We start from the raw sequence: 20,168 nt of genomic DNA, 5'->3' as shown, positions 1-20,168 counted from the left end.
ATCGGATTTTTGCATCTGAACCGACGATTTACTGCCATCGGTGTTGTTCTTGGTTTCGTTATCCGATTTGTCAAAGCAGCCATGCAGAAACAACAGACTGCATGTCAGTACAACTACTCGTGCCGGGTTCATTTCATCTCCTTTGTGTCGTTGGTTTGTGAGCTGACCGTTTCGATCATGGCTGGCCTGCGCCGCCCGATGCACCAAACACTTGGCCGGTGATGTAGCTCGCTTCACTTGCCGCCAACTGCACGTAAATCGGAGCAATCTCCACCGGCTGTCCGGGGCGCCCGATAGGTGTATCACTGCCAAACGCTTTCAGCTTTTCCATGGTCTGGCCACCACTGACCTGCAAGGGGGTCCAAAACGGCCCCGGCGCGACGGCGTTGACCCGTATACCGCGCTTGATCATCTGTTTTGCCAGCCCTTTGCTGAAGTTGGCGATGGCGGCTTTGGTCATGGCGTAATCCAGCAGGTTGGCCGATGGATCATAGGCATTCACCGAGGCGGTATTGATGATCGCCGCGCCTTCTGGCAGGTGCGGGATTGCCGCTTTAGTAATCCAGAACATCCCATAAAGATTGGTCTTCAGCGTCCAGTCGAAGTCTTCGGTACTGATGTCGAGTATCGAATCGAAACTGTGTTGTCGACCCGCGTTGTTCACCAAAATATCGAGCCCGCCCAGGCCTTGGACGGCTCGGTCGACCATGTCGCGGCAAAACGCTTCTTCACGAATGTCCCCCGGAACCGTTACCGCCTTACGTCCCGCGTCCTGAATCAACTTAACCACCTCTTGGGCGTCGGATTCTTCAGCGGGCAAGTAGCAGATGGCAACGTCGGCGCCTTCCCGGGCGAAGGCGATGGCCACTGCCCGACCGATGCCGGAGTCACCGCCAGTGATCAGGGCTTTGCGTCCCAGCAACCGGTTTCGCCCCTGATAACTGGTTTCACCGTGATCAGGCTGCGGTGACATCTTGCTAGCCAGCCCGGGCCAGGGTTGACTTTGCTCAGCAAAAGGCGGTTTTGGCCGACCATTTTTCGGGTCACCAATGGGCACCGGCGGCGCAGCCGTGGTGGTTTTAGCCTCGTCGGCTCGGGCGAAGGCCGGGACCACCAACGAAGCCGCAGCAGTCAAGGCTACGCCCTGCATCAGGCGGCGCCTGGAGGTAGCCAAATCTTCTGGATTCATTGTTGTTTTCCTTTACGTCAAACGTTGCTGTAAACCGTCGAGGCGCAGGGAAGGCATGTACGCAAACGCGACAGGTCGGCATTACCGTGATAGACGTACAGGTTTTCAACATGGTTCAAGCGACGTGACTGTCGGTGGTAGCGGCTCCGCAGCAGCTGAACCGCCTGCAGGTCAGAGGGATTACCGAGTAGCGACGATAAATAACCTTGGAAACGGCAACAGCACTTTACCGTTAGCGGCGGCCGGATAGGCCTCTTGCATGGCGGCCAGGTACCGCGCCAGGAACTCGGCCTTTTCCGCATCGCTGAGGGGCGCAAGGTACGGGCGTAATGCCGAACCCTTGAACCATTCAACCACTGCCTGCGCGCCGCCATCCAATGGGTGGTAATACGTGGTTCGCCACACATCAACCCGAGTGCAATGCGCTGTCAGCAGGTCATAGTAGTACCCAGCGGCGTGACGGGGAGGATGCATCTGGCCACCGATCTTACTGGCCCAAGTCCCGGTTGCGGCGATCTCTCGCGCCATTCGATGCGCGGGTTCTTCAAGGTTGTCGGGGGTCTGGATTGCGAGGCTGCCACCTGGCGCCAGTTGACTGACCAATCGCGGATACAGCGCATCGTGATCGGGCACCCACTGCAATGAAGCGTTGGCCAGGATGACATCGTACTGCTGCGCCGGCTTCCAGCCAGCGATATCGCTGACTTCGAACTGCATCGCTGGTAGACGTTTGTTGGCGGCAGCGATCATGTCCTCTGAACTGTCGATGCCGCTCACCGCAGCCTCCGGAAAGCGCTCGGCAAGCACTTCAGTGGAGTTCCCCGGGCCGCAGCCCAGGTCGATGGCAAGGCGGACCTCCCGATCAGGAATAGCGGCCACCAAATCCCGCACCGGGCGGGTACGTTCGTCTTCAAAAGCCGTGTATTGCTTGGCCGACCAAGTCATCTTGATGCCCTTCGCTGCGAATGGATTTGCAGCAAGGGTAGCCCGAACTCGGCCACCGCCTCATGAAAAACTGTAACCCGCTAGCTACGAATCGACCGCACATGCTCATCGTCCTGCCGAACCATCAACATCAATGCATCGCGTTTTTCCAGCAAGTGATGGCGCAGGATCGAGCTTAAGCGTTTGCCGTCACGGGCTTCCAGCGCCTCGATCATCTGCTCATGGTCGTGTACCGCACGGTCCCATTTTGGCGCTTGGTAGTTGGAGCGAAAACGCAGCGCCTGCAATCTGAAGTTAAGCGCTTGGTAGGCCTGACGCAGCGCAGAGTTACGCGCTGCCTGGTTGATTAAATCGTGAATCGCCCGATTGCGTTGGTAGTACCCCGGCAAATCATGCTGGTTTTTGCACACCACCATGGCGTAATGCAGCGCTTTAACCTCTGCCAACTCTTCGGCGGTGATTCGCTCACACGCCAACTCGCCGGAAAACGCTTCCAGGCCGCTCATCAATTCAAAGGCCTCGCGAATCTCCAGCTCGGACATGCGCGCAACACTGGCGCCGCGATTGGGCGAAATTTCAATCAAGCCTTCCGCCGCCAAAACCTTGAGTGCTTCGCGCAATGGCGTTCTGGAGATGCCAAGGGTTTCGCATAATTCACGCTCATTCAGCTTTCTGCCAGCCTCCAGCACACCTTCAATAATGAAGCTACGCAGGTGCTCGACGACGGTGTCGTGCAGACGTTGACGCTCGACCCTGGGCAATTGCCGAACACCGACCTTTTCCGTAATGAAATCTGAATCTTGCATACAAAATCCTCAAATGGCTGAAACGATCTTAATCCATTTTTTGTGCTTTGGCCCAATGGATGCTGGTTATCAGGTGAAATTATTGTGGTTGACGTAGCTTCAAGTCCTGCTATGGTATTTTGAATTCAAAATACAACAACAAGGAAAACGTCCATGGTAAAGCTCGATTTTCACCCTGCCGGCCGCCATTTTTTACAAATTCCTGGTCCAAGTCCTGTTCCTGATCGCATTCTTCGGGCGATGAGCTACCCCACCATCGACCACCGCGGCCCGGAGTTCGCCGAGCTCGGCCTGAAGGTGCTTGACGGCATCAAGCAGGTGTTCAAAACCAAACACCCAGTGGTCATTTACCCAGCCTCCGGTACCGGCGCCTGGGAAGCTGCGCTGTGTAATACCTTGAGCTCCGGCGACAGCGTATTAATGTTTGAAACAGGGCATTTCGCTACCTTATGGAAAAAAATGGCCGAAAGCCTGGGCCTGAAACCGGAGTTCATCGGGTTGCCCGGCGTTGAAGGGTGGCGCCAAGGACTCAAGCCGGAGATGATCGAGGCGCGCCTGCGTGAAGACTCCCAGCACAGCATCAAAGCGGTCTGCGTAGTGCATAACGAAACCAGTACCGGCGTCACCTCTGACATCGCCGCTGTGCGCAAGGCCATGGACGCCGCCGGGCACCCTGCCCTGTTGCTGGTCGACACCATTTCGGGCCTGGCCTCAGCGGATTACCGTCATGACGAATGGGGCGTTGACGTGACCATTTCCGGCTCGCAAAAAGGCTTGATGTTGCCGCCCGGCATCAGCTTCAACGCGATCTCGCCCAAGGCCATAGCCGCCAGCAAAACAGCCGGTCTGCCCCGCAGTTTCTGGGCGTGGGACGACATCATTGAAATGAACAAAACCGGTTATTGGCCGTACACCCCAAGCACCAACCTGCTGTATGGCCTCAGCGAAGCGCTGGACATGATCCTGGATGAAGGTCTGGACAATGTTTTTGCCCGGCACAACCGCTTGGCTGAAGCATGCCGCATCGCGGTAAACGCCTGGGGCCTGGATATTCAGTGTGCTGACCCGAGCGTTTACAGCCCGGTATTGACCGGTGTGATGACGCCAGAGGGGATCGATGCCGATCACGTGCGCAAGATTATCTATGAGCGCTTCGACATGTCGCTGGGCACTGGCCTGGGCAAAATGAAAGGCCGCATGTTCCGCATCGGTCACTTGGGTGATTGCAACGACCTGACCCTGATGGCCACGCTGACCGGTTGCGAGATGGGCCTGAAAATGGCCGGAGTGAAGCTCAACGGCAGCGGCGTGATTGCGGCCATGGACTTCCTCGGTTCACAGGATGTGCCGTTGCGTCGTTCTTGAAATTCCCCACTGCCACGGAACTGTCGATACTTCCTACAGATCGGGTAGCACGTAGACTCTCTGTAGGAGGCCGGTTGATTCACCTGATGCCCCACAATCAATAGAACAATAAAAGATCTATCCCGACCTAGCGTGCTTCGCCGCACGAACAATAAGAAACTGGAGATAGCGTCATGAAACTGTTTCGTCTACGCCCGACGAGCATGGTGTTGCTCATGCTCTGCGTCATGTACTTCATCACTTATCTGGACCGCGTCAACGTCAGCACCGCAGCCTCTGGGTTCGGCGCCGAGTTCGGCCTGTCCAATACTCAAATCGGCCTGGTATTTTCTGCCTTCGCCTACCCTTATCTGGTGTTTCAGGTCATTGGTGGCTGGATCAGCGACAAATATGGCGCGCGCCGAACGCTGATCTTTTGCGGATTGCTGTGGGGCGTGGCGACCATTCTGACCGGATTCGCTGGCGGCCTCTATTCAATGCTCGCCGCCCGCCTGCTGCTGGGCCTGGGTGAAGGCGCGACCTTCCCGGCTGCCACCGCAGCAATGACACGCTGGGTGGCCAAAGAAAAACGCGGCTTTGCCCAAGGCATCACCCACTCGGCGGCACGCATCGGTAACGCCGTCGCGCCGACGGTGATCGTGGCCGTGATGGCCGCTTACAACTGGCGCATGGCGTTCTATGTCTGTGGGGCGATAAGTCTGGTCTGGGTAGTCGTTTGGGCATTCGTTTTCACCGAGCACCCTAAAGATCACCCGCTCATTACCCCGGCAGAACTGGCGGTGCTGCCAGCACCCAAAGGCCCCGCGCCGAAGGTGCCATGGAAAGCGCTGTTCAAACGCATGGCGCCGGTGACCATCGTTTACTTCTGCTACGGCTGGACCCTGTGGTTGTTCCTGTCGTGGATTCCTCAGTATTTTCTGCACAGCTACAACATGGACCTGAAAAAATCCGCAGTGTTTGCCTCAGCCGTATTCTTCGCCGGAGTAATTGGCGACACGGTCGGTGGCCTGGTCACCGACAAACTGCTGATCAAAACCGGATCGCTGAAGAAGTCCCGCAGCTGGATGGTTGCGGTGTGCATGTTTCTGACCTTGGCGTGCCTGCTCCCGGTCATGTTCAACCACAACATGTACATTTCAATGGCCTGCCTGGCGGGCGGCTTCTTCTTTGCCGAAATGATGATTGGTCCGATGTGGGCCATTCCAATGGACATCGCGCCAGAGTTCAGCGGCACCGCGAGCGGCATCATGAGCACCGGTTCCGCTGCTGCGGCGATTCTTTCGCCAGTGGTTTCCGGCTACCTGATCGACCGATATGGCAGTTGGGATCTGCCTTTTGTCGGCAGCATGTTACTGATGGCAATCGGGGTTATTCTGGCGTTCCGCATGAAGCCTGAGAACAAGTTCGAATGCGTGACTAACCTGCCCACCGGGGTTGTCGTGACAGACGAGCAGCACCCGCGCCGGGCTTCGGTTACTGTCGGCAAATGATCTGAAACGTTTTATCCCCGTGCAGACTCCTTACCGGACGAGCGCGGGTTCCACATTCAAGTGTTGAAGGAAACTGCCCCCATGACTGACACCGCTCTCACGTCCAGCATTGCCCAATTGATTGTCGACGCCGGTCGTGATCGTCAGCCCATCGTTGAAATACCCGCAGACCAAGTGCCGGCCGACCCAGGGGCTGCCTATGCACTGCAACAAGAGATTTTGCGCCTGCGCGGATCACGGGCAGGTGGTTGGAAAATCGGTTCAAAATCTCACACTGGCCCGATTCAGGGTGCGCCATTGCCTGCCGACTGCCTGTTACCCAGCGGCAGCAGCGTGGAAAAAGCCGCGTATTTTCCGCCAATACTGGAACTGGAAATCGCCTTCCGCTTCAATCGCGATTTTGCACCCCGCGCCGAGGCGTATTCCGACGAAGAGGTCCGTCAAGGCATCGGCTACATGGCCGCAACCATCGAGCTGGTTGCCAGCCGTTTTGCGGCTTGGCCCAAGGTAGAACCGTTGTTGGCCTTGGGCGACTTGCTCAATCACGGCGCGCTAGCGGTAGGCGAATTCATCGAGTACCGCGAGGATTTTCCTTTCGCCGAACCGCAGATGACATTCACCTTCGCCGGCCAAGACATCGTGCCCGGTAAACCGGCCAATCCGGCGGGCGATCCACGTCGTCTGCTGGCGTGGCTGGTCAACCATCACACCGGTAAAGGCCTGGCGTTGAACAAGGACACAGTGATTACCTGTGGTTCGTTTACCGGCATGTATGTGGTTGAAGGGCCCGGCATCGCAGAGGGCAAGATTAATGGGCTGCCAGCCGTGTCGCTGAGCCTCGCCTGATCCGCCGGCGGTTTGCTTTCAAACCAGCAAACCGCCGTTCAGGATTCAACCCAGTAATTCGGGCGGTTGTAGACCTCCTTCAAGAAGGCAATGAAAAACCGAACCTTGGCGGGCAAGTAATGTTGTTGCGGGTAAACACCTTGAATGTCATAGCTGGGCAACGCGTAGTCATCCAGCACGGTTACCAACTCGCCGCTCTCCAGTTCGCTCTGAATTTCCCAGACCGAGCGCCAGCTCAATCCCAACCCTCGCTTGGCCCAATCAAACAGCAGCTCGCCGTCGTTGCAGTACAAATTACCCGCGACTTTGACCGCGACCTGTCGGCCGTCACGCTGAAACGTCCAGCCACGGTGTTGCCCACCTTGCAGGTTGAAGGTCAGGCAGTTGTGCTTCGCCAGGTCTTCCAGGGTGTGCGGGTAGCCATGGGCGGCGAAGTAGTCCGGCGAGCCACAGACCACCCGCTGGTTGGCGAACAACTTGATCGCCACGTAGTTGGGGTCCAGCACTTCGCCGATACGAATCGCCAAATCGTAGCCTTCACGCACCAGATCAATCACGTTATCGGTCAAATCGAACGACAAACTGAGCTCTGGGTATCGCGCCTGAAACTCCGGCGCATGGGGCGCCACGTGCCGACGCCCGAAACCGGCAGGCGCCGACACCATCAGGTGGCCCCGCACCGCGCTCTGGTTCTCGCTGACGCTGGCATCAAGATCGTCGAAGGTCCGCAGCAGCGCCTTGGCGCTCTCCAGGTAGGTTTCGCCCAATTCGGTCAAGGTCAGGCCCCGTGTAGAACGGTGAATCAGCTTGATGCCCAACCGATCTTCCAGTGCCGACAGGCGTCGGCCCATGATTGCCGGCGTCACTCCCTCAGCCAGCGCCGCCGCCGCAAAGCTGCCTTTGGCAGCCACCAGCACGTAACTGTGCAATTCCGTGTAACGGTCCATTCGATACTCCTGATACCGACAGAAAGGATTAAACCGGCAATTCTAAAACGTCTCCTGATAAAGCACCCTAGCCAGGTACTAATAATATCGACTCAAGGAGACTACCAAATGACTGTCATGCGCGCTATCGAAGCTGCCGTACTGGTGATGCAACGCGAGGGGATCGACACCGCGTTCGGAATCCCCGGCGCAGCGATCAATCCTTTGTACGCCGCGTTGAAGAAACTCGGTGGCATCGACCACGTGCTGGCACGTCACGTCGAAGGCGCTTCGCACATGGCAGAGGGTTACACCCGAGCAGTTGCTGGCAACATCGGCGTGTGCATCGGCACTTCAGGCCCGGCCGGCACCGACATGATCACTGGCTTGTACTCCGCCTCGGCAGACTCGATCCCTATCTTGTGCATCACCGGCCAGGCACCTCGCGCCCGCCTGCATAAAGAAGACTTCCAGGCGGTGGACATAGCCAGCATTGCTGCGCCGGTATGCAAGTGGGCAACCACGGTCATGGAGCCGGGGCAAGTACCCTATGTGTTCCAGAAAGCCTTCCAATTGATGCGCAGCGGTCGCCCCGGTCCGGTATTGATCGACCTGCCGTTCGACGTGCAGATGGCTGACATCGAGTTCGATATCGACGCTTACGAGCCGCTGCCCATCGTCAAACCACGGGCCAGCCGCAAGCAGGTGGAAAAAGCCCTGGCGATGCTTAATCAATCAGAGCGTCCATTGATCGTTGCTGGTGGTGGGATTATCAACGCCGACGCCTCGGCAGCCTTGGTGGAGTTCGCCGAACTGACCGGTATTCCCGTGATTCCAACGCTCATGGGCTGGGGCACCATACCCGATGATCACCCGCAAATGGCGGGCATGGTGGGGTTGCAAACCTCGCACCGCTACGGTAACGCCACGCTGCTGGAATCGGATCTGGTATTGGGCATCGGCAACCGCTGGGCCAACCGTCACACCGGCACCGTTTCGGTGTACAGCGAAGGGCGTAAATTCATTCACATCGACATCGAACCGACGCAAATTGGCCGGGTTTTGATGCCGGATCTGGGCATCGTCTCGGACGCAGGCGCGGCACTGGAAATGTTCCTCGAAGTCGCTCGGGAAATGCATGTTGCCGGGACCCTGAAAAACCGCAGCGCCTGGCTGAGCAGTTGTCAGGAACGCAAGCGCACGCTGCAACGCAAGACCCACTTCGACAACGTGCCGGTCAAGCCGCAGCGGGTGTACGAAGAGATGAACCGGTTCTTCGGCAAGGACACATGCTACGTCACCACCATTGGTCTTTCGCAGATCGCCGGCGCACAATTTCTACACGTTTACAAACCACGGCATTGGATCAATTGCGGTCAAGCCGGACCGTTGGGTTGGACTATTCCAGCGGCCCTGGGCGTGGCTAAGGCCGATCCTTCACGCACTGTGGTGGCGCTGTCGGGAGACTATGATTTCCAATTCATGATTGAAGAACTGGCCGTGGGTGCGCAGTTCAAACTGCCGTACATACACGTGGTGGTGAATAACTCGTATCTGGGCTTGATCCGACAGGCACAGCGGGGCTTTGACATGGATTTCTGTGTGCAACTGGCCTTCGATAATATCAATGCGCCGGAACTCGAAGGCTATGGCGTAGACCACGTCGCCGTCGCTGAAGGCCTGGGCTGTAAAGCCATTCGCGTCACTGATGCGGCGCACCTGCAAGCGGCCTTCGCTGAAGCCCGGGCGCTGATGCAGCAGTACAGCGTGCCGGTGGTCGTCGAGGTGATTCTGGAGCGCGTGACCAACATTTCCATGGGCACAGAAATCAATGCAATAAACGAATTCGAAGCGTTGGCAGAGTCTCGCGCCGACGCTCCCACATCTGTCAGCCTGATGGACTGATCTACCGTTTTGATTGAGGATTCAACCATGCCACGTTTATGCGCCAACTTGTCCATGCTGTTCACCGAACAAGATTTCCTGCAACGCTTCGACGCTGCTGCGGCGGCAGGTTTTACCGGCGTTGAATACCTGTTTCCCTACGAGTTCAACTCGGCGCAAATCAAAGAGCGGCTGGCGGCCAACGGACTGACCCAAGTGCTGTTTAATCTGCCTGCAGGTGACTGGGCCAAAGGTGAACGAGGCATTGCGTGCCACCCGGACCGGGTGGAGGAATTTCGCGCTGGGGTTGATCTGGCCATTGCTTATGCGCAGGTGTTGGGTAACACGCAAGTCAACTGCCTGGCGGGTATTCGTCCAGCAGAGGGCAGTGATGAGTTGATCGAAAACACCTTCATCGCCAACCTGAAATACGCCGCAGACAAGCTGGAAGCGGTTGGCCTGAGCTTGATCATGGAGATGATCAATACGCTGGATATTCCCGGTTTCTATCTGAACACCACGCGTCAGGCACTGGCTATTCGGGAAAAAGTCGGCAGCAAGAACCTGGCGCTGCAATACGACATCTACCACATGCAAATTATGGAAGGCGACCTGGCGCGCACCCTGCAAACACACCTGCCAGTGATCCAACATGTGCAACTGGCGGATAACCCTGGCCGCCACGAGCCTGGCACCGGCGAAATCAACTATCACTTCCTGTTCGAACACCTGGACCGCATTGGTTACCAAGGCTGGGTCGGTTGCGAATACAAACCACTGACCACTACCGAAGCCGGTTTGGGCTGGTTGAAAACGTATAACGTGGTTTAGAGAACTATCAGTTCCGCTGTAGGCGCCAAGGTGTTGGCGAGGCGATGTAATGGGTATGCCCGGCAGATGCCTCGCCAACACGTTGGCTCCTACAGGATCTGCGTCCAGTCCGAATTTTGGGTGAATTGAACGTCGCCCGGCAACTTCAAAAGGATCACCATCATGGCAACAATTGGATTTATCGGCACCGGCATCATGGGTCTGCCTATGGCGCAAAACCTGCTAAAGGCCGGGCACACCGTGCTGTTGTCAGACCATCACAGCACACCGCCCGCCTCGCTGGCTGAAGGCGGCGCCCAAGTGTTGCGCAGCCCGAAAGCCGTCGCTGAAGCAGCAGAATTCATCATCGTCATGCTGCCTGACACCCCTTACGTCGACACGGTGTTGTTTGGCGAAAACGGCATCGCTGAAGGCACGACCGAAGGCAAAGTGGTGATCGACATGAGTTCGATCTCACCCTCAGCCACCAAAGTCTTTGCCGAGAAAATCAATGCCACTGGCGCGCAATACCTCGACGCGCCGGTTTCCGGTGGTGAAGTCGGCGCCAAGGCCGCCACCCTGAGCATCATGGTCGGCGGCAGTCAGGATACGTTTGAACGTGCCCTGCCGCTGCTGCAAACCATGGGCAAAAACATCACGTTGGTCGGCGGCAACGGCGACGGCCAAACCGCCAAAGTCGCCAACCAGATCATTGTTGCGTTGAACATCCAGGCCGTGGCTGAAGCGTTATTATTCGCCGCCAAAAACGGTGCCGACCCCGCCAAGGTCCGTGAAGCTTTGATGGGGGGATTCGCCAGCTCGAAGATTCTCGAAGTGCACGGTGATCGCATGATCAAAGGCACCTTCAACCCGGGCTTCCGTATCGCCCTGCATCAAAAAGACCTGAACCTGGCACTCGAAGGCGCCAAGGAGCTAAACCTGAACCTGCCAAACACCGCCAATGCTCAGCAAGTATTCAGCACGTGCGCGGCGATAGGTGGCAGTCAATGGGACCATTCGGCACTGATTAAAGGGTTGGAGCACATGGCGAATTTCTCGATTCGCGGCGACGAACCAAAAGCCTGAATCCACGCAGAATTGCAGGAGCTGCCGAAGGTTTTGTGTTTGCTGCGCGATAGCGCGGCGCCCAGATATACATTGAACCCTGCAGCCTGAGCGGAAGTCTCAACTTCTTTGGGCGTCCATGCTGTTTAGCGATTGGGCGTATGCTTGCGCCCATGCGCTTCCGCTCTCCGATGCAGGATTATTATCTATGTCACACGCTCCGCTGATCACGCTGAACGATGGCGTACAAATCCCTCAACTGGGCCTTGGGGTATGGCAGCTTAGCGACGAGCAAGCCTTTGCTTCATCGGCCGCTGCACTGGCCGCTGGCTACCGACACATCGATACCGCCATGATCTACGGCAATGAAGCCGGTGTCGGTCGCGCCATTGCCGAAAGCGATGTGCCCCGCGATGAGATTTTCGTCACTACCAAACTGTGGAACGCCGACCAGGGTTTCGACAGCACCCTGCGTGCATACGATGCGAGCCTTAAATTGATGGGGCTGGAAAAGGTCGACTTGTACCTGATCCACTGGCCGCTGCCGAGCAAGAATGCGTACCCCTCCAGTTGGCGCGCATTGGTCCAGTTACAGAAACAAGGTCGTGTAGGTTCAATCGGTGTGTGCAACTTCAACGCCGAGCACCTGGAGCGAATCATTGGCGATACCGGCGTGAAACCGGCGCTCAACCAAATTGAGATCCACCCGGATTTCGTGCAGCACGACCTGGTTGAGTTCTGCCAATCCCAAGGCATTCACACTGAATCCTGGAGCCCGCTTGGACAAGGGGGTGAGCTGCTTAATCAACTGACTTTGAAAGGCATTGCTGCCCATCACGGTAGAACCGTGGCGCAAGTCATTCTGCGCTGGCATTTACAAACCGGTCATATCGTCATACCGCGCTCCAGCAACCCGGGGCGCATCGTTCAGAACTTTGCAGTGTTTGATTTTGAACTCAGTGCTGAAGACATGGCTGCCATTGCCGCCATCGAGCAAGGCAAGCGTCTGGGCCCCGATCCTGCCACCTTCAACCTGGGTGCTTGAGTCCAAGCACGGTGGATGACTGACTTAACTACGGTTGGCCCGCTGGATCATTCGTTGCGGCTGGCCAAATGCTCGCAGGAAGGCTCTGCGCATGCGTTCGCGATCGCCAACACCGCGGTCAGCGGCCACCGCGTCGATGGAATGTCGCCCGGTTTTCATCATCAATCGGGCCGATTCCACACGAATGTCAGGAAGACCAACCGCAGCATGGCAGAAAACCCACAGGCCACCAATCCCGGTCATTTAGTTTGAACTGACAGTTTGTCTTGACGGTCACACTCTCGACTTGGAGAGGCGACTGATGAAACACAAACGCTATGAAATCAGCTATTGCCATAAAGGCGAAGCGAAGCGGTTCGTGCAGATTGATACACGAATGTCAGAAGAAGACGCGTGGTACTACGCGTCGCTGCATTCAAAAATTGATCTGGCGTATGGACAAAGTGATGTTCGGAACGCAACCCAGGTTGTTCGGTTAAATGCCATCCAGGCGGGCATTTCCGGAGTGACCTGGAACTTGGTGCCGTATTGATTACATCCGGCAAGATACAACCTGTCTGGTTTGACCTTCAGTTCCGACGTTTCACGGCATCAATCCATGCGGGGTCCAGTCGAAACTGATCGGGATCGATTGCCAGTGCGACCAGGCGCTGCTGATGCTGATCTATCTCCTGGATCATCTGTAGGTGGGCACTGGAGTTCGCATCCAGTACATGCATCTGGGTTATTCCAAGATGGTAGAAACGCAACAATTTCATTGCTGCCGGATCGTTGATTTCCACCCCAGCGGTCACGTGGTGCATGGCGTTGGTGATTTTCATCAGGTTGCGCTTGAGCTGCCAGCCGTAGACCGCTGGCGCCATCCACGGCTGCGACCAAAATTGCACGCGCACCAAGGCAATGGTCAGCAGCAGGCCAGCAATAACACCCGCTGCATTGAACCGAAAATTATCACCCCCCGTCTCGCCGAACAGCATCACCGCGATGCTGGAAAACGCCACCGCCAACACCGCAAACATCACGGCTATTATTAACGTGCTGCGCCGTGTTTGCTGGCGATAGACTTCAGGATTCAGTTGTTTTATTTCGAACATCACTGCTGCCGAACTCCAGGGGTAAGGTAATGACTAAACCGTGTGGCATTATCACCTGTAGCAAGGGTCAAACACACAGCTAATCGGTCGCTCTTTCCTACGCCGGGAGACAGCGCGCCACCGAGGGACCACACACACTGTTTGCATTCGCGCCTGGCACCCGGAGAAAATGCCCGACGCGCGGTTACCTATCGGCGCTCACTTTTTTGATGCAACTGAACACCGTTTTGGCTCGGTTGCTTCGTTTTCAGGGAATTTAGAATGGTTTCAAGACAAGTCATCAACGCTTCTGTCAGCCCCAAGGGCAGCCTGGAAACATTGTCCCAGCGCGAAGTTCAGCAACTGAGCGAAGCCGGTTCAGGCAGCATCTATACATTATTCCGCCAATGCGCCTTGGCAATCCTCAATACAGGTGCCCATGTTGATAACGCCAAGACCATTCTTGAGGCGTATGAAAGTTTTGAAGTGCGCATCCATCAGCAAGACCGCGGCGTGCGCCTGGAATTGCTTAACGCACCTGCCGACGCGTTCGTCGACGGCGAGATGATCGCCAGTACCCGGGAAATGCTGTTTTGCGCCCTGCGTGACATCGTGTACACCGAAAACGAGCTGGACAGCCCGCGTATCGACCTTGAAAGCTCACAAGGCATCACCGACTACGTTTTTCACCTATTGCGTAACGCCCGCACCCTGCGCCCCGGTGTCGAGCCGAAGATCGTCGTGTGTTGGGGCGGCCACTCGATTAACACAGAAGAATACAAATACACCAAAAAAGTCGGCCATGAGCTGGGCCTGCGCAGCCTGGACATCTGTACCGGTTGTGGCCCTGGGGTCATGAAGGGTCCGATGAAGGGCGCGACCATTGCTCACGCCAAACAACGAATCAGCGGCGGTCGCTACTTGGGCTTGACCGAGCCGGGCATCATTGCTGCCGAAGCGCCTAACCCGATTGTCAACGAACTGGTGATTTTGCCGGACATCGAGAAACGCCTGGAAGCCTTTGTCCGTGTCGGCCATGGCATCATCATCTTTCCAGGCGGCGCCGGCACGGCAGAAGAGTTTCTTTACCTGCTGGGCATCCTGATGCACCCGGACAACCAAAACTTGCCGTTCCCGGTGATTCTGACGGGGCCAAAACACGCCGCACCGTATCTGCAACAATTGCACAATTTCGTTGGCGCCACATTGGGCGAAGCAGCGCAAAGCCGCTACCAGATCATTATTGACGACCCGGTCAAGGTCGCGCGGGAAATGACCCTTGCGCTCAAGGAGGTAAAACAGTTCCGACGCGAACGTAACGACGCGTTCCATTTCAACTGGCTGCTGAGAATCGACGAAGGCTTTCAGCGTCCATTCGATCCAACCCATGAGAACATGGCCAGCTTGAAATTAAGCCGCGACCTGCCCCCTCATGAACTGGCGGCGAATTTGCGTCGGGCGTTTTCCGGGATCGTGGCGGGCAACGTTAAAGACAAAGGCATCCGTTTGATCGAAGAACACGGGCCCTATGAAATACATGGCGACGCTGCCGTGATGGAACCCCTGGACCATCTGCTGCAGGCCTTCGTTGCACAACACCGAATGAAGCTTCCCGGCGGCGCAGCCTATGTGCCCTGCTACCGAGTGGTGACGTAAGAGATTCAGACTCATTGCCGGGTATTAGCAGACCTAATGCCTGGCATCAGCAATATTCGTTATCGCGATCCCTACCGCTGGACTAGCCTCGCTGATCCTCAGGCAGTCGGGTAAAGCGAGCGCATTATGGGATTTGAGAGTTTCTGGCCGCTGGCCGCTTTTGCCGTCATTTCAACGATCACACCGGGCGGTGCAACAACACTCGCAACCGCCTCAGGCGCACACTTCGGCTTTCGCCGTTCCATACCCCTGATCGCGGGCATCGCTTTGGGTCTGGCGTCCATGGCTGCGGCCACCTCTTTGGGGCTGGCGGGCGTTTTATTGGCCGCACCGTCGCTACAACTCGCCATGAAAACCATCGGCTCGATCTACTTGATCTGGCTGGCGTTGAGAATAGGCCTAAGCGGCGCACCGAATCTAAGTTCAGGGCTGGCCAAACCCACCAGCCTCATCGGCGGCGCCTGGATGCTCTGGCACAACCCAAAAGGCTGGGCCATGACCTTGAGTGCTGCGGCGTCCTTTGCCGCACTCGCCAGCGGGCCTGCGCAAATGGCTGGGCTATTTGGTATCGCGGCTACGGTGTCGTTGGTTATTTGGTGCCTGGCGGGATTGCTGCTGGCGCGGATACTGCGCACTGATAGGCAATGGCGAGTGTTAAACATGACATTGGGTGTGCTGGTGGTGGGATCGGTTGTGCCGATGTGGCTATAGTTTCGTTGCTAGTGGCGCAATCGCTATCGCCTTGCAATACAGTCTCTGTAGGAGGTTCCGCCACGTCTCCGACGCCGCGCTGTCTCACAGCAAACACAGTACCCGTACGATTATTTTCAGGTCAATAATTTATGCGTTGTTTGATGAGAGCCAACCCGGCTGCAAGGTCGGTTGTTCATCTTCGTTCATCCGTCTGAAGCTCGGCCATGAACGCACCATTCATCGCAATGATAGAACAATCTCGACGCAAAAGACTCCGAGTTCCTACGGAGAAGGAGTTTCGCCATACCTCTGCCCATTGAGCGAACAAGAGGCCTTTATGATAGTGATCAACGCACGATTTCTATGTCAGGAAACAACCGGCGTTCAACGCTTTGCCGAACAAATTTGTTACGAACTTAATCGGCTACGGACAGACATCGTTTTCGTCGCGCCAATGAACATTGTCAATCATGCCGGGGCCAAGAAGCTGGGCATACAGACCTTCGGACGGTTTAGCGGGCATCTCTGGGAGCAGCTTGAGTTGCCGCGTTACTTGCACACCCTGGGAAGTCCGCTGTTGGTGACGCTTACTAATACCGCCCCCATTCTATACAAGAACCAAGTTGCCACGCACCACGACATTAGTTATATACGGCACCCGGAAAGTTATTCTCGTGCTTTTCGCTCAACGTATAAATTGATGACACCGATTCTTCTTCGAAACATCAGGTCTTTAATAACAGTCAGTCAATTTTCGGCGACGGAAATCTCTAATTATTATAATTACCCGATGGATAAAATAATGGTAATCGGCAACGCGCCGAGCAAAATTTTCGCTGAGCCCCAGGAAGTAAGGGATTCCAGCTTTCTTCTGGCAGTCTCTACGCCTGCACCCCATAAGAATTTTGCTAATCTGCTACAGGCATTTAACCAGATTCGGCACCTGTTTGATGTGGAGTTAAGAATTGTCGGTGGTCATAACAAAAGCTTTGCGCACGTTGAACTGTCTACTGAAGCGTCCCAACACCAGGTAAAATTGCTCGGCCGGATTAGCGATGCTGAATTGCTCGATCAATACCAGGGGGCATATGCTTTAGTCGTGCCCTCCCTGTATGAGGGCTTTGGACTACCCGCCATCGAAGCCCAAGCCTGTGGCTGCCCTGTCATTAGCTCTAACGCAGCCTCTTTACCGGAAATCATGCAAAAAAGTGCCGTTTTTTTTGATCCGCTGGACGTCTCAAGCATCGCCGGGGCGATGGCTGAAATACTCACCAATCAAGCGTTACGTCAAAGGCTAAGAGCGGAAGGGTTGGTTAACTCCGCCAGGTATTCATGGGATGCCTCGGCCTTAAAACTGTCGAATTATTTAGACGGTCTAATAGCCAACCAAACGCCCGACGAACTTTCACAGGGATTTCCCTACTGACTTATGGGGCAGACCTTCCCTGTAGATACAAACACTTTAGGTTAAGGTGACGTAGCCATCGAAACGGCTAGCGTCACCTGCCATTACTTTTTAGCTTCAAGGTCTGGACTTGCGGAACGAAGCAAAAACGCTTCTGTGAGTTTCGGAAGATGCTCGAGAAGCCAGTCAGCCATGGCTTGTTCCTGAGGCAATATCTGCTCACATGCTGCTTGAGTCTGGGCGTCGCCGGCTGCGTTAGCGGCGGCAATCAAAAGCGTGTACGTCGCGATTTCTACGTTCTCAAACACGTAGCCAGCCATTGCGCCTTTTATCACTTCGTCGCTCATCATTGAGCCACCTACAGCCTGTCCAAACGCCATCAGCTTGCCGGTCACGTCCTTCAGGGTGGATGAACTCCCTCCCAGGCGGGAAAGGCATCCATCGACGAGCTTTTGCTGATTCAGCGTTTCCTGGATGTGCTGATCAATACGGGTTTTGAGCTCAGGGTAGTGTTCTAAACGCTCTGACTGCGCTTTCAGCATCTTTTCAGCTTGTTGCTCCATTGCATGAGCATCACGGAGCCAGTCGAGAAGGTTTTCTTGAGGGGTAGCCATGAGTGTATCCTCTTCGTGAGTGTATAAGATTGATACCCGTGGTTAGGCGGAGTTCATTGCCTTTGACGATCGGTTATTAGTTCCATTCGTCGGTACTGGTAAGCAACTGAGAGGCCCTTTCGAACGCTTACACAGATCCACCTCCAGCGGCTGGCTTATTACCAGTCTTGAAAGAACATAATATCCAGGGTAATTCGCGGCCCTCTAATTCCGTTTAGGGCCGGAACACCGCCCGCATACAGTCCTGCGATTTATTCTTGAACATCGCATAGCCTTCGGGTGCCTGCTCCAGGCTCATGGGGTGGGTTAATAGATAAGAAGGATCAAGCTCACCGTTAAGGATGTGCTCGAACAGCAGCTTGGCATATCGCTGCCCTGGCTGTTGGCCAGAGCGCAATGTCAACGCTTTATTAACGATGGCGCCCATTGGGAACTTGTCCAACAGACCGCCATAAACACCGACCACCGACACGGTGCCACCTTTGCGACAAGCGCGTATGGCCTGGCGAAGCACGGTCCCGCGCTCGGTATGCAAACGCAGCAGTTGCTTGGCCTTGTCATAGGCATAGTCAAGTTCAGTGCCATGGGCTTCCATACCCACGCAGTCAATGCAGCGATCCGGACCTCGTCCTCCCGTAAGCTCCAGCAGGGCTTCGTGAACGTTGGTGGTTTCATAATTTATAATGATCGCACCCGCATGAACTTCGGCGAGCTTTAGTCGATCCGGGAAACGGTCTATAGCAATGACCCGTTCCGCACCTAATAAATAAGCACTGCGAATTGCCATTTGCCCTACGCCGCCGCAGCCCCACACCGCCACAGTATCCCCCGGCTGAATGTCAGCGTTGTCCGCCGCGTAATAGCCCGTAGGCGCCGCATCAGACACAAACACTGCCTGCTGATCGCTGACGCCATCGGGAACGGCGAACAGGTTTACGTCGGCAAACGGGACTCTGACATAAGTAGCATGGCTGCCTGAGTAGCCGCCAAATGCATGGCTGTAACCGATGATCCCACAGCAAGGCTGACCGTAGGCGATGTCGGTTACGCTGGGGTTGGGGTTGGAATTGTCACAGCATGAAAAATCACTGCGCCGACAATGCTCGCAGTCCCCGCAGCCGATGATTGAGACAGTGATGACCTTGTCGCCCTTTTTAAATCCTGTCACGCCCGAACCGGCTTCCACTACCTCTCCGAGAAATTCGTGACCGATGATATCGCCCGGTTCCATGGACGGCACATAGCCGCCCAAAAGGTGTAAATCAGAACCGCATACCGATGACAAAATAACGCGAATGATCACGTCTCGCGGGTTAAGGAGAGTCGGGTCTGGAACATTATCGACCTGCAGTTTATTTGGGCCTTGCCAGGTTAGTGCGCGCATTAGACGTTTCCTCCTTCCAGGGCGACGCCGGACTTGACCGAGCTCACGGATGGGCGCTGCGACGCACCGCTGCCTTCGCTCTCATCAGCTTTTAAGTCAACGTGAAAAAGGTCCGACGATTTATCCTGACGCATGTGATTAGTGCTGACTTCACCTGTCTCCAACTGCTGCTTGACGCTACGCAACACATTTAGCAGGGCTTTATCTGTAAACAACGCGAGTGCGTTGGCTAACGCATAGCCAAGCGTTCCCAGCGGTGGCTTGCCAACAATCACTACTTTGACTTCGGTGCCTCGGTTGGCAGGGGCTTGCTTGAATTGAACCGAAATATCATGTTCCCACCTGGTTTCCGGTGCAGTACTCCAGCGCAATGAATCTGCTTGAACCTCTGCTAATGTGAGATTCCATTCGAGTTTTCGACCCAGAGGTGCATTGGCGATCCACCGCGATGTGTTCCTGTCGGTCGACTGGACGCTATCAATCCAGGGTATAAGGCGCGCGATGTTTTGCGGCTCCCTGATGAACGCCAGTACTTCATCCTGGGGTTTGTTGATCGTGATGCTACGTGTCACTGCCTCACTGGTGCTCCAGCCGCGTTGTTCTTGAAACTCTTCTTCGAACGGGGTCGGTGCAACTGCTTTCTTTAATGCACAGTTTCCGGTTACACCACGAATCAGGCCGTAGCTGCCCAGACACGCTTGGGCAATCCCACCGAAGCCTCCAGTGCGCAGACCATTTATGAGTAAGACTGCGCCTGCCGCGACCGAGAGCGTTCGCTCTGAGGCGGTAAGGTTGGGCTCGTGTATCGTCGAAAGGCGGGCGCGGGTTGCGACCAAGGGATATTCAGTCATAAACAAATTCTCCTGTAGCCCGTCACGATGCACGCAGCGATCGCCCTCGGAGCCAACTAATTCATTACCTTGAAAGCACGCCACCTCGTACGCACAAGCAACAGAAAAAAAGCCCGCCTAC

The 20,168-nt window shown here is 55.8% G+C and carries 19 protein-coding genes and 1 pseudogene; 11 read left to right on the top strand and 9 right to left on the bottom strand.

What is annotated here, in order from left to right; translation table 11 throughout:
• Positions 1-175: 175 nt before the first annotated feature.
• The 3 genes from JWR17_RS26110 to JWR17_RS26100 all read right to left on the bottom strand — a co-directional run bounded on the left by JWR17_RS26110 (position 176) and on the right by JWR17_RS26100 (position 2,940).
• Positions 176-1,189 carry an SDR family oxidoreductase gene (locus tag JWR17_RS26110; protein ID WP_299836265.1) on the bottom strand — a complete coding sequence of 338 codons (1,014 nt, stop codon included), beginning with the start codon at positions 1,187-1,189 and terminating at the stop codon, positions 176-178.
• Positions 1,190-1,369: 180 nt separating this feature from the next.
• Positions 1,370-2,134: a trans-aconitate 2-methyltransferase gene (gene tam / locus JWR17_RS26105; protein WP_299836263.1), complete on the bottom strand. Its 765-nt coding sequence runs from the start codon at positions 2,132-2,134 to the stop codon at positions 1,370-1,372.
• A gap of 80 nt (positions 2,135-2,214) precedes the next feature.
• Positions 2,215-2,940: a GntR family transcriptional regulator gene (locus JWR17_RS26100; protein ID WP_299836260.1), complete on the bottom strand. Its 726-nt coding sequence runs from the start codon at positions 2,938-2,940 to the stop codon at positions 2,215-2,217.
• A 153-nt stretch (positions 2,941-3,093) separates the two neighbouring features.
• On the opposite strand from JWR17_RS26100, the gene JWR17_RS26095 reads away from it, so the two are divergent.
• From JWR17_RS26095 to JWR17_RS26085, 3 genes are all read left to right on the top strand, one after another.
• Positions 3,094-4,305: an aminotransferase class V-fold PLP-dependent enzyme gene (locus JWR17_RS26095; protein ID WP_299836257.1), complete on the top strand. Its 1,212-nt coding sequence runs from the start codon at positions 3,094-3,096 to the stop codon at positions 4,303-4,305.
• A gap of 173 nt (positions 4,306-4,478) precedes the next feature.
• Complete coding sequence (locus JWR17_RS26090) at positions 4,479-5,795, top strand: MFS transporter (RefSeq protein ID WP_299836254.1); 1,317 nt, start codon at positions 4,479-4,481, stop codon at positions 5,793-5,795.
• Between the two features lie 81 nt (positions 5,796-5,876).
• Complete coding sequence (locus JWR17_RS26085) at positions 5,877-6,641, top strand: 2-keto-4-pentenoate hydratase (protein WP_299836251.1); 765 nt, start codon at positions 5,877-5,879, stop codon at positions 6,639-6,641.
• A 38-nt stretch (positions 6,642-6,679) separates the two neighbouring features.
• Here the strand turns inward: JWR17_RS26085 and JWR17_RS26080 are convergent, their stop codons facing one another.
• Entirely contained in the window at positions 6,680-7,588 is a 909-nt protein-coding gene (locus JWR17_RS26080) for a LysR family transcriptional regulator (RefSeq protein ID WP_299836248.1), read from the bottom strand.
• Between the two features lie 108 nt (positions 7,589-7,696).
• Between JWR17_RS26080 and gcl the strand changes: the two genes are divergently transcribed.
• From gcl to JWR17_RS26060, 4 genes are all read left to right on the top strand, one after another.
• Positions 7,697-9,472 (top strand): glyoxylate carboligase, encoded by a 1,776-nt coding sequence (gcl, locus tag JWR17_RS26075; protein ID WP_299836246.1) that lies wholly within the window; start codon positions 7,697-7,699, stop codon positions 9,470-9,472.
• Between the two features lie 27 nt (positions 9,473-9,499).
• Positions 9,500-10,282: a hydroxypyruvate isomerase gene (gene hyi / locus JWR17_RS26070; protein WP_299836243.1), complete on the top strand. Its 783-nt coding sequence runs from the start codon at positions 9,500-9,502 to the stop codon at positions 10,280-10,282.
• A 162-nt stretch (positions 10,283-10,444) separates the two neighbouring features.
• A complete protein-coding gene (locus JWR17_RS26065; protein ID WP_299836240.1) occupies positions 10,445-11,347 on the top strand; it encodes a 2-hydroxy-3-oxopropionate reductase in 903 nt (300 codons plus the stop codon).
• Between the two features lie 187 nt (positions 11,348-11,534).
• The gene (locus JWR17_RS26060; RefSeq protein WP_299836238.1) at positions 11,535-12,371 is read left to right on the top strand and encodes an aldo/keto reductase; all 837 of its coding nucleotides are present in this window, start codon (positions 11,535-11,537) and stop codon (positions 12,369-12,371) included.
• Positions 12,372-12,395: 24 nt separating this feature from the next.
• Here the strand turns inward: JWR17_RS26060 and JWR17_RS26055 are convergent.
• A pseudogene (locus JWR17_RS26055) lies at positions 12,396-12,557 on the bottom strand (GlxA family transcriptional regulator); the annotation flags it as partial.
• A gap of 115 nt (positions 12,558-12,672) precedes the next feature.
• Between JWR17_RS26055 and JWR17_RS26050 the strand changes: the two are divergent.
• Positions 12,673-12,903 carry a DUF6555 family protein gene (locus tag JWR17_RS26050; protein WP_299836235.1) on the top strand — a complete coding sequence of 77 codons (231 nt, stop codon included), beginning with the start codon at positions 12,673-12,675 and terminating at the stop codon, positions 12,901-12,903.
• 37 nt (positions 12,904-12,940) lie between these two features.
• On the opposite strand, the gene JWR17_RS26045 is transcribed toward JWR17_RS26050, so the two are convergent.
• Positions 12,941-13,465 carry a DUF3087 domain-containing protein gene (locus tag JWR17_RS26045; RefSeq protein WP_299836232.1) on the bottom strand — a complete coding sequence of 175 codons (525 nt, stop codon included), beginning with the start codon at positions 13,463-13,465 and terminating at the stop codon, positions 12,941-12,943.
• Between the two features lie 261 nt (positions 13,466-13,726).
• On the opposite strand from JWR17_RS26045, the gene ppnN reads away from it, so the two are divergent.
• The 3 genes from ppnN (at position 13,727) to JWR17_RS26030 (ending at position 17,219) form a co-directional block, all read left to right on the top strand.
• Positions 13,727-15,100 (top strand): nucleotide 5'-monophosphate nucleosidase PpnN, encoded by a 1,374-nt coding sequence (gene ppnN / locus JWR17_RS26040; protein WP_299836229.1) that lies wholly within the window; start codon positions 13,727-13,729, stop codon positions 15,098-15,100.
• A 126-nt stretch (positions 15,101-15,226) separates the two neighbouring features.
• The gene (locus JWR17_RS26035) at positions 15,227-15,811 is read left to right on the top strand and encodes a LysE family transporter (protein WP_299836226.1); all 585 of its coding nucleotides are present in this window, start codon (positions 15,227-15,229) and stop codon (positions 15,809-15,811) included.
• A 319-nt stretch (positions 15,812-16,130) separates the two neighbouring features.
• Positions 16,131-17,219: a glycosyltransferase family 1 protein gene (locus tag JWR17_RS26030; RefSeq protein WP_299836223.1), complete on the top strand. Its 1,089-nt coding sequence runs from the start codon at positions 16,131-16,133 to the stop codon at positions 17,217-17,219.
• Positions 17,220-17,302: 83 nt separating this feature from the next.
• Here JWR17_RS26030 and JWR17_RS26025 read toward each other — a convergent pair whose 3' ends face one another.
• The 3 genes from JWR17_RS26025 to JWR17_RS26015 form a co-directional block, all read right to left on the bottom strand.
• Positions 17,303-17,812, bottom strand: coding sequence for a ferritin-like domain-containing protein (locus tag JWR17_RS26025; protein WP_299836221.1), 510 nt, complete (start codon positions 17,810-17,812; stop codon positions 17,303-17,305).
• A 214-nt stretch (positions 17,813-18,026) separates the two neighbouring features.
• Positions 18,027-19,196 (bottom strand): zinc-dependent alcohol dehydrogenase, encoded by a 1,170-nt coding sequence (locus JWR17_RS26020; protein ID WP_299836218.1) that lies wholly within the window; start codon positions 19,194-19,196, stop codon positions 18,027-18,029.
• Positions 19,196-20,047 carry an SRPBCC family protein gene (locus JWR17_RS26015; protein ID WP_299836215.1) on the bottom strand — a complete coding sequence of 284 codons (852 nt, stop codon included), beginning with the start codon at positions 20,045-20,047 and terminating at the stop codon, positions 19,196-19,198. The genes JWR17_RS26020 and JWR17_RS26015 overlap by 1 nt, the downstream gene beginning before the upstream one ends.
• Between the last annotated feature and the right edge of the window lie 121 nt (positions 20,048-20,168).

This window comes from Pseudomonas sp., assembly GCF_028293835.1.
In the GTDB taxonomy this organism is placed as follows: domain Bacteria; phylum Pseudomonadota; class Gammaproteobacteria; order Pseudomonadales; family Pseudomonadaceae; genus Aquipseudomonas.
Note: the sequence above shows the minus strand (reverse complement) of the source record. Positions and strands in the feature narration are given on the sequence as shown.

Coding starts and splice junctions, on each gene's coding strand:
- JWR17_RS26110 (WP_299836265.1), bottom strand. CDS start 1,189: ATGAATCCAGAAGATTTGGCTACCTCCAGGCGCCGCCTGATGCAGGGC.
- tam (WP_299836263.1), bottom strand. CDS start 2,134: ATGACTTGGTCGGCCAAGCAATACACGGCTTTTGAAGACGAACGTACC.
- JWR17_RS26100 (WP_299836260.1), bottom strand. CDS start 2,940: ATGCAAGATTCAGATTTCATTACGGAAAAGGTCGGTGTTCGGCAATTG.
- JWR17_RS26095 (WP_299836257.1), top strand. CDS start 3,094: ATGGTAAAGCTCGATTTTCACCCTGCCGGCCGCCATTTTTTACAAATT.
- JWR17_RS26090 (WP_299836254.1), top strand. CDS start 4,479: ATGAAACTGTTTCGTCTACGCCCGACGAGCATGGTGTTGCTCATGCTC.
- JWR17_RS26085 (WP_299836251.1), top strand. CDS start 5,877: ATGACTGACACCGCTCTCACGTCCAGCATTGCCCAATTGATTGTCGAC.
- JWR17_RS26080 (WP_299836248.1), bottom strand. CDS start 7,588: ATGGACCGTTACACGGAATTGCACAGTTACGTGCTGGTGGCTGCCAAA.
- gcl (WP_299836246.1), top strand. CDS start 7,697: ATGACTGTCATGCGCGCTATCGAAGCTGCCGTACTGGTGATGCAACGC.
- hyi (WP_299836243.1), top strand. CDS start 9,500: ATGCCACGTTTATGCGCCAACTTGTCCATGCTGTTCACCGAACAAGAT.
- JWR17_RS26065 (WP_299836240.1), top strand. CDS start 10,445: ATGGCAACAATTGGATTTATCGGCACCGGCATCATGGGTCTGCCTATG.
- JWR17_RS26060 (WP_299836238.1), top strand. CDS start 11,535: ATGTCACACGCTCCGCTGATCACGCTGAACGATGGCGTACAAATCCCT.
- JWR17_RS26050 (WP_299836235.1), top strand. CDS start 12,673: ATGAAACACAAACGCTATGAAATCAGCTATTGCCATAAAGGCGAAGCG.
- JWR17_RS26045 (WP_299836232.1), bottom strand. CDS start 13,465: ATGTTCGAAATAAAACAACTGAATCCTGAAGTCTATCGCCAGCAAACA.
- ppnN (WP_299836229.1), top strand. CDS start 13,727: ATGGTTTCAAGACAAGTCATCAACGCTTCTGTCAGCCCCAAGGGCAGC.
- JWR17_RS26035 (WP_299836226.1), top strand. CDS start 15,227: ATGGGATTTGAGAGTTTCTGGCCGCTGGCCGCTTTTGCCGTCATTTCA.
- JWR17_RS26030 (WP_299836223.1), top strand. CDS start 16,131: ATGATAGTGATCAACGCACGATTTCTATGTCAGGAAACAACCGGCGTT.
- JWR17_RS26025 (WP_299836221.1), bottom strand. CDS start 17,812: ATGGCTACCCCTCAAGAAAACCTTCTCGACTGGCTCCGTGATGCTCAT.
- JWR17_RS26020 (WP_299836218.1), bottom strand. CDS start 19,196: ATGCGCGCACTAACCTGGCAAGGCCCAAATAAACTGCAGGTCGATAAT.
- JWR17_RS26015 (WP_299836215.1), bottom strand. CDS start 20,047: ATGACTGAATATCCCTTGGTCGCAACCCGCGCCCGCCTTTCGACGATA.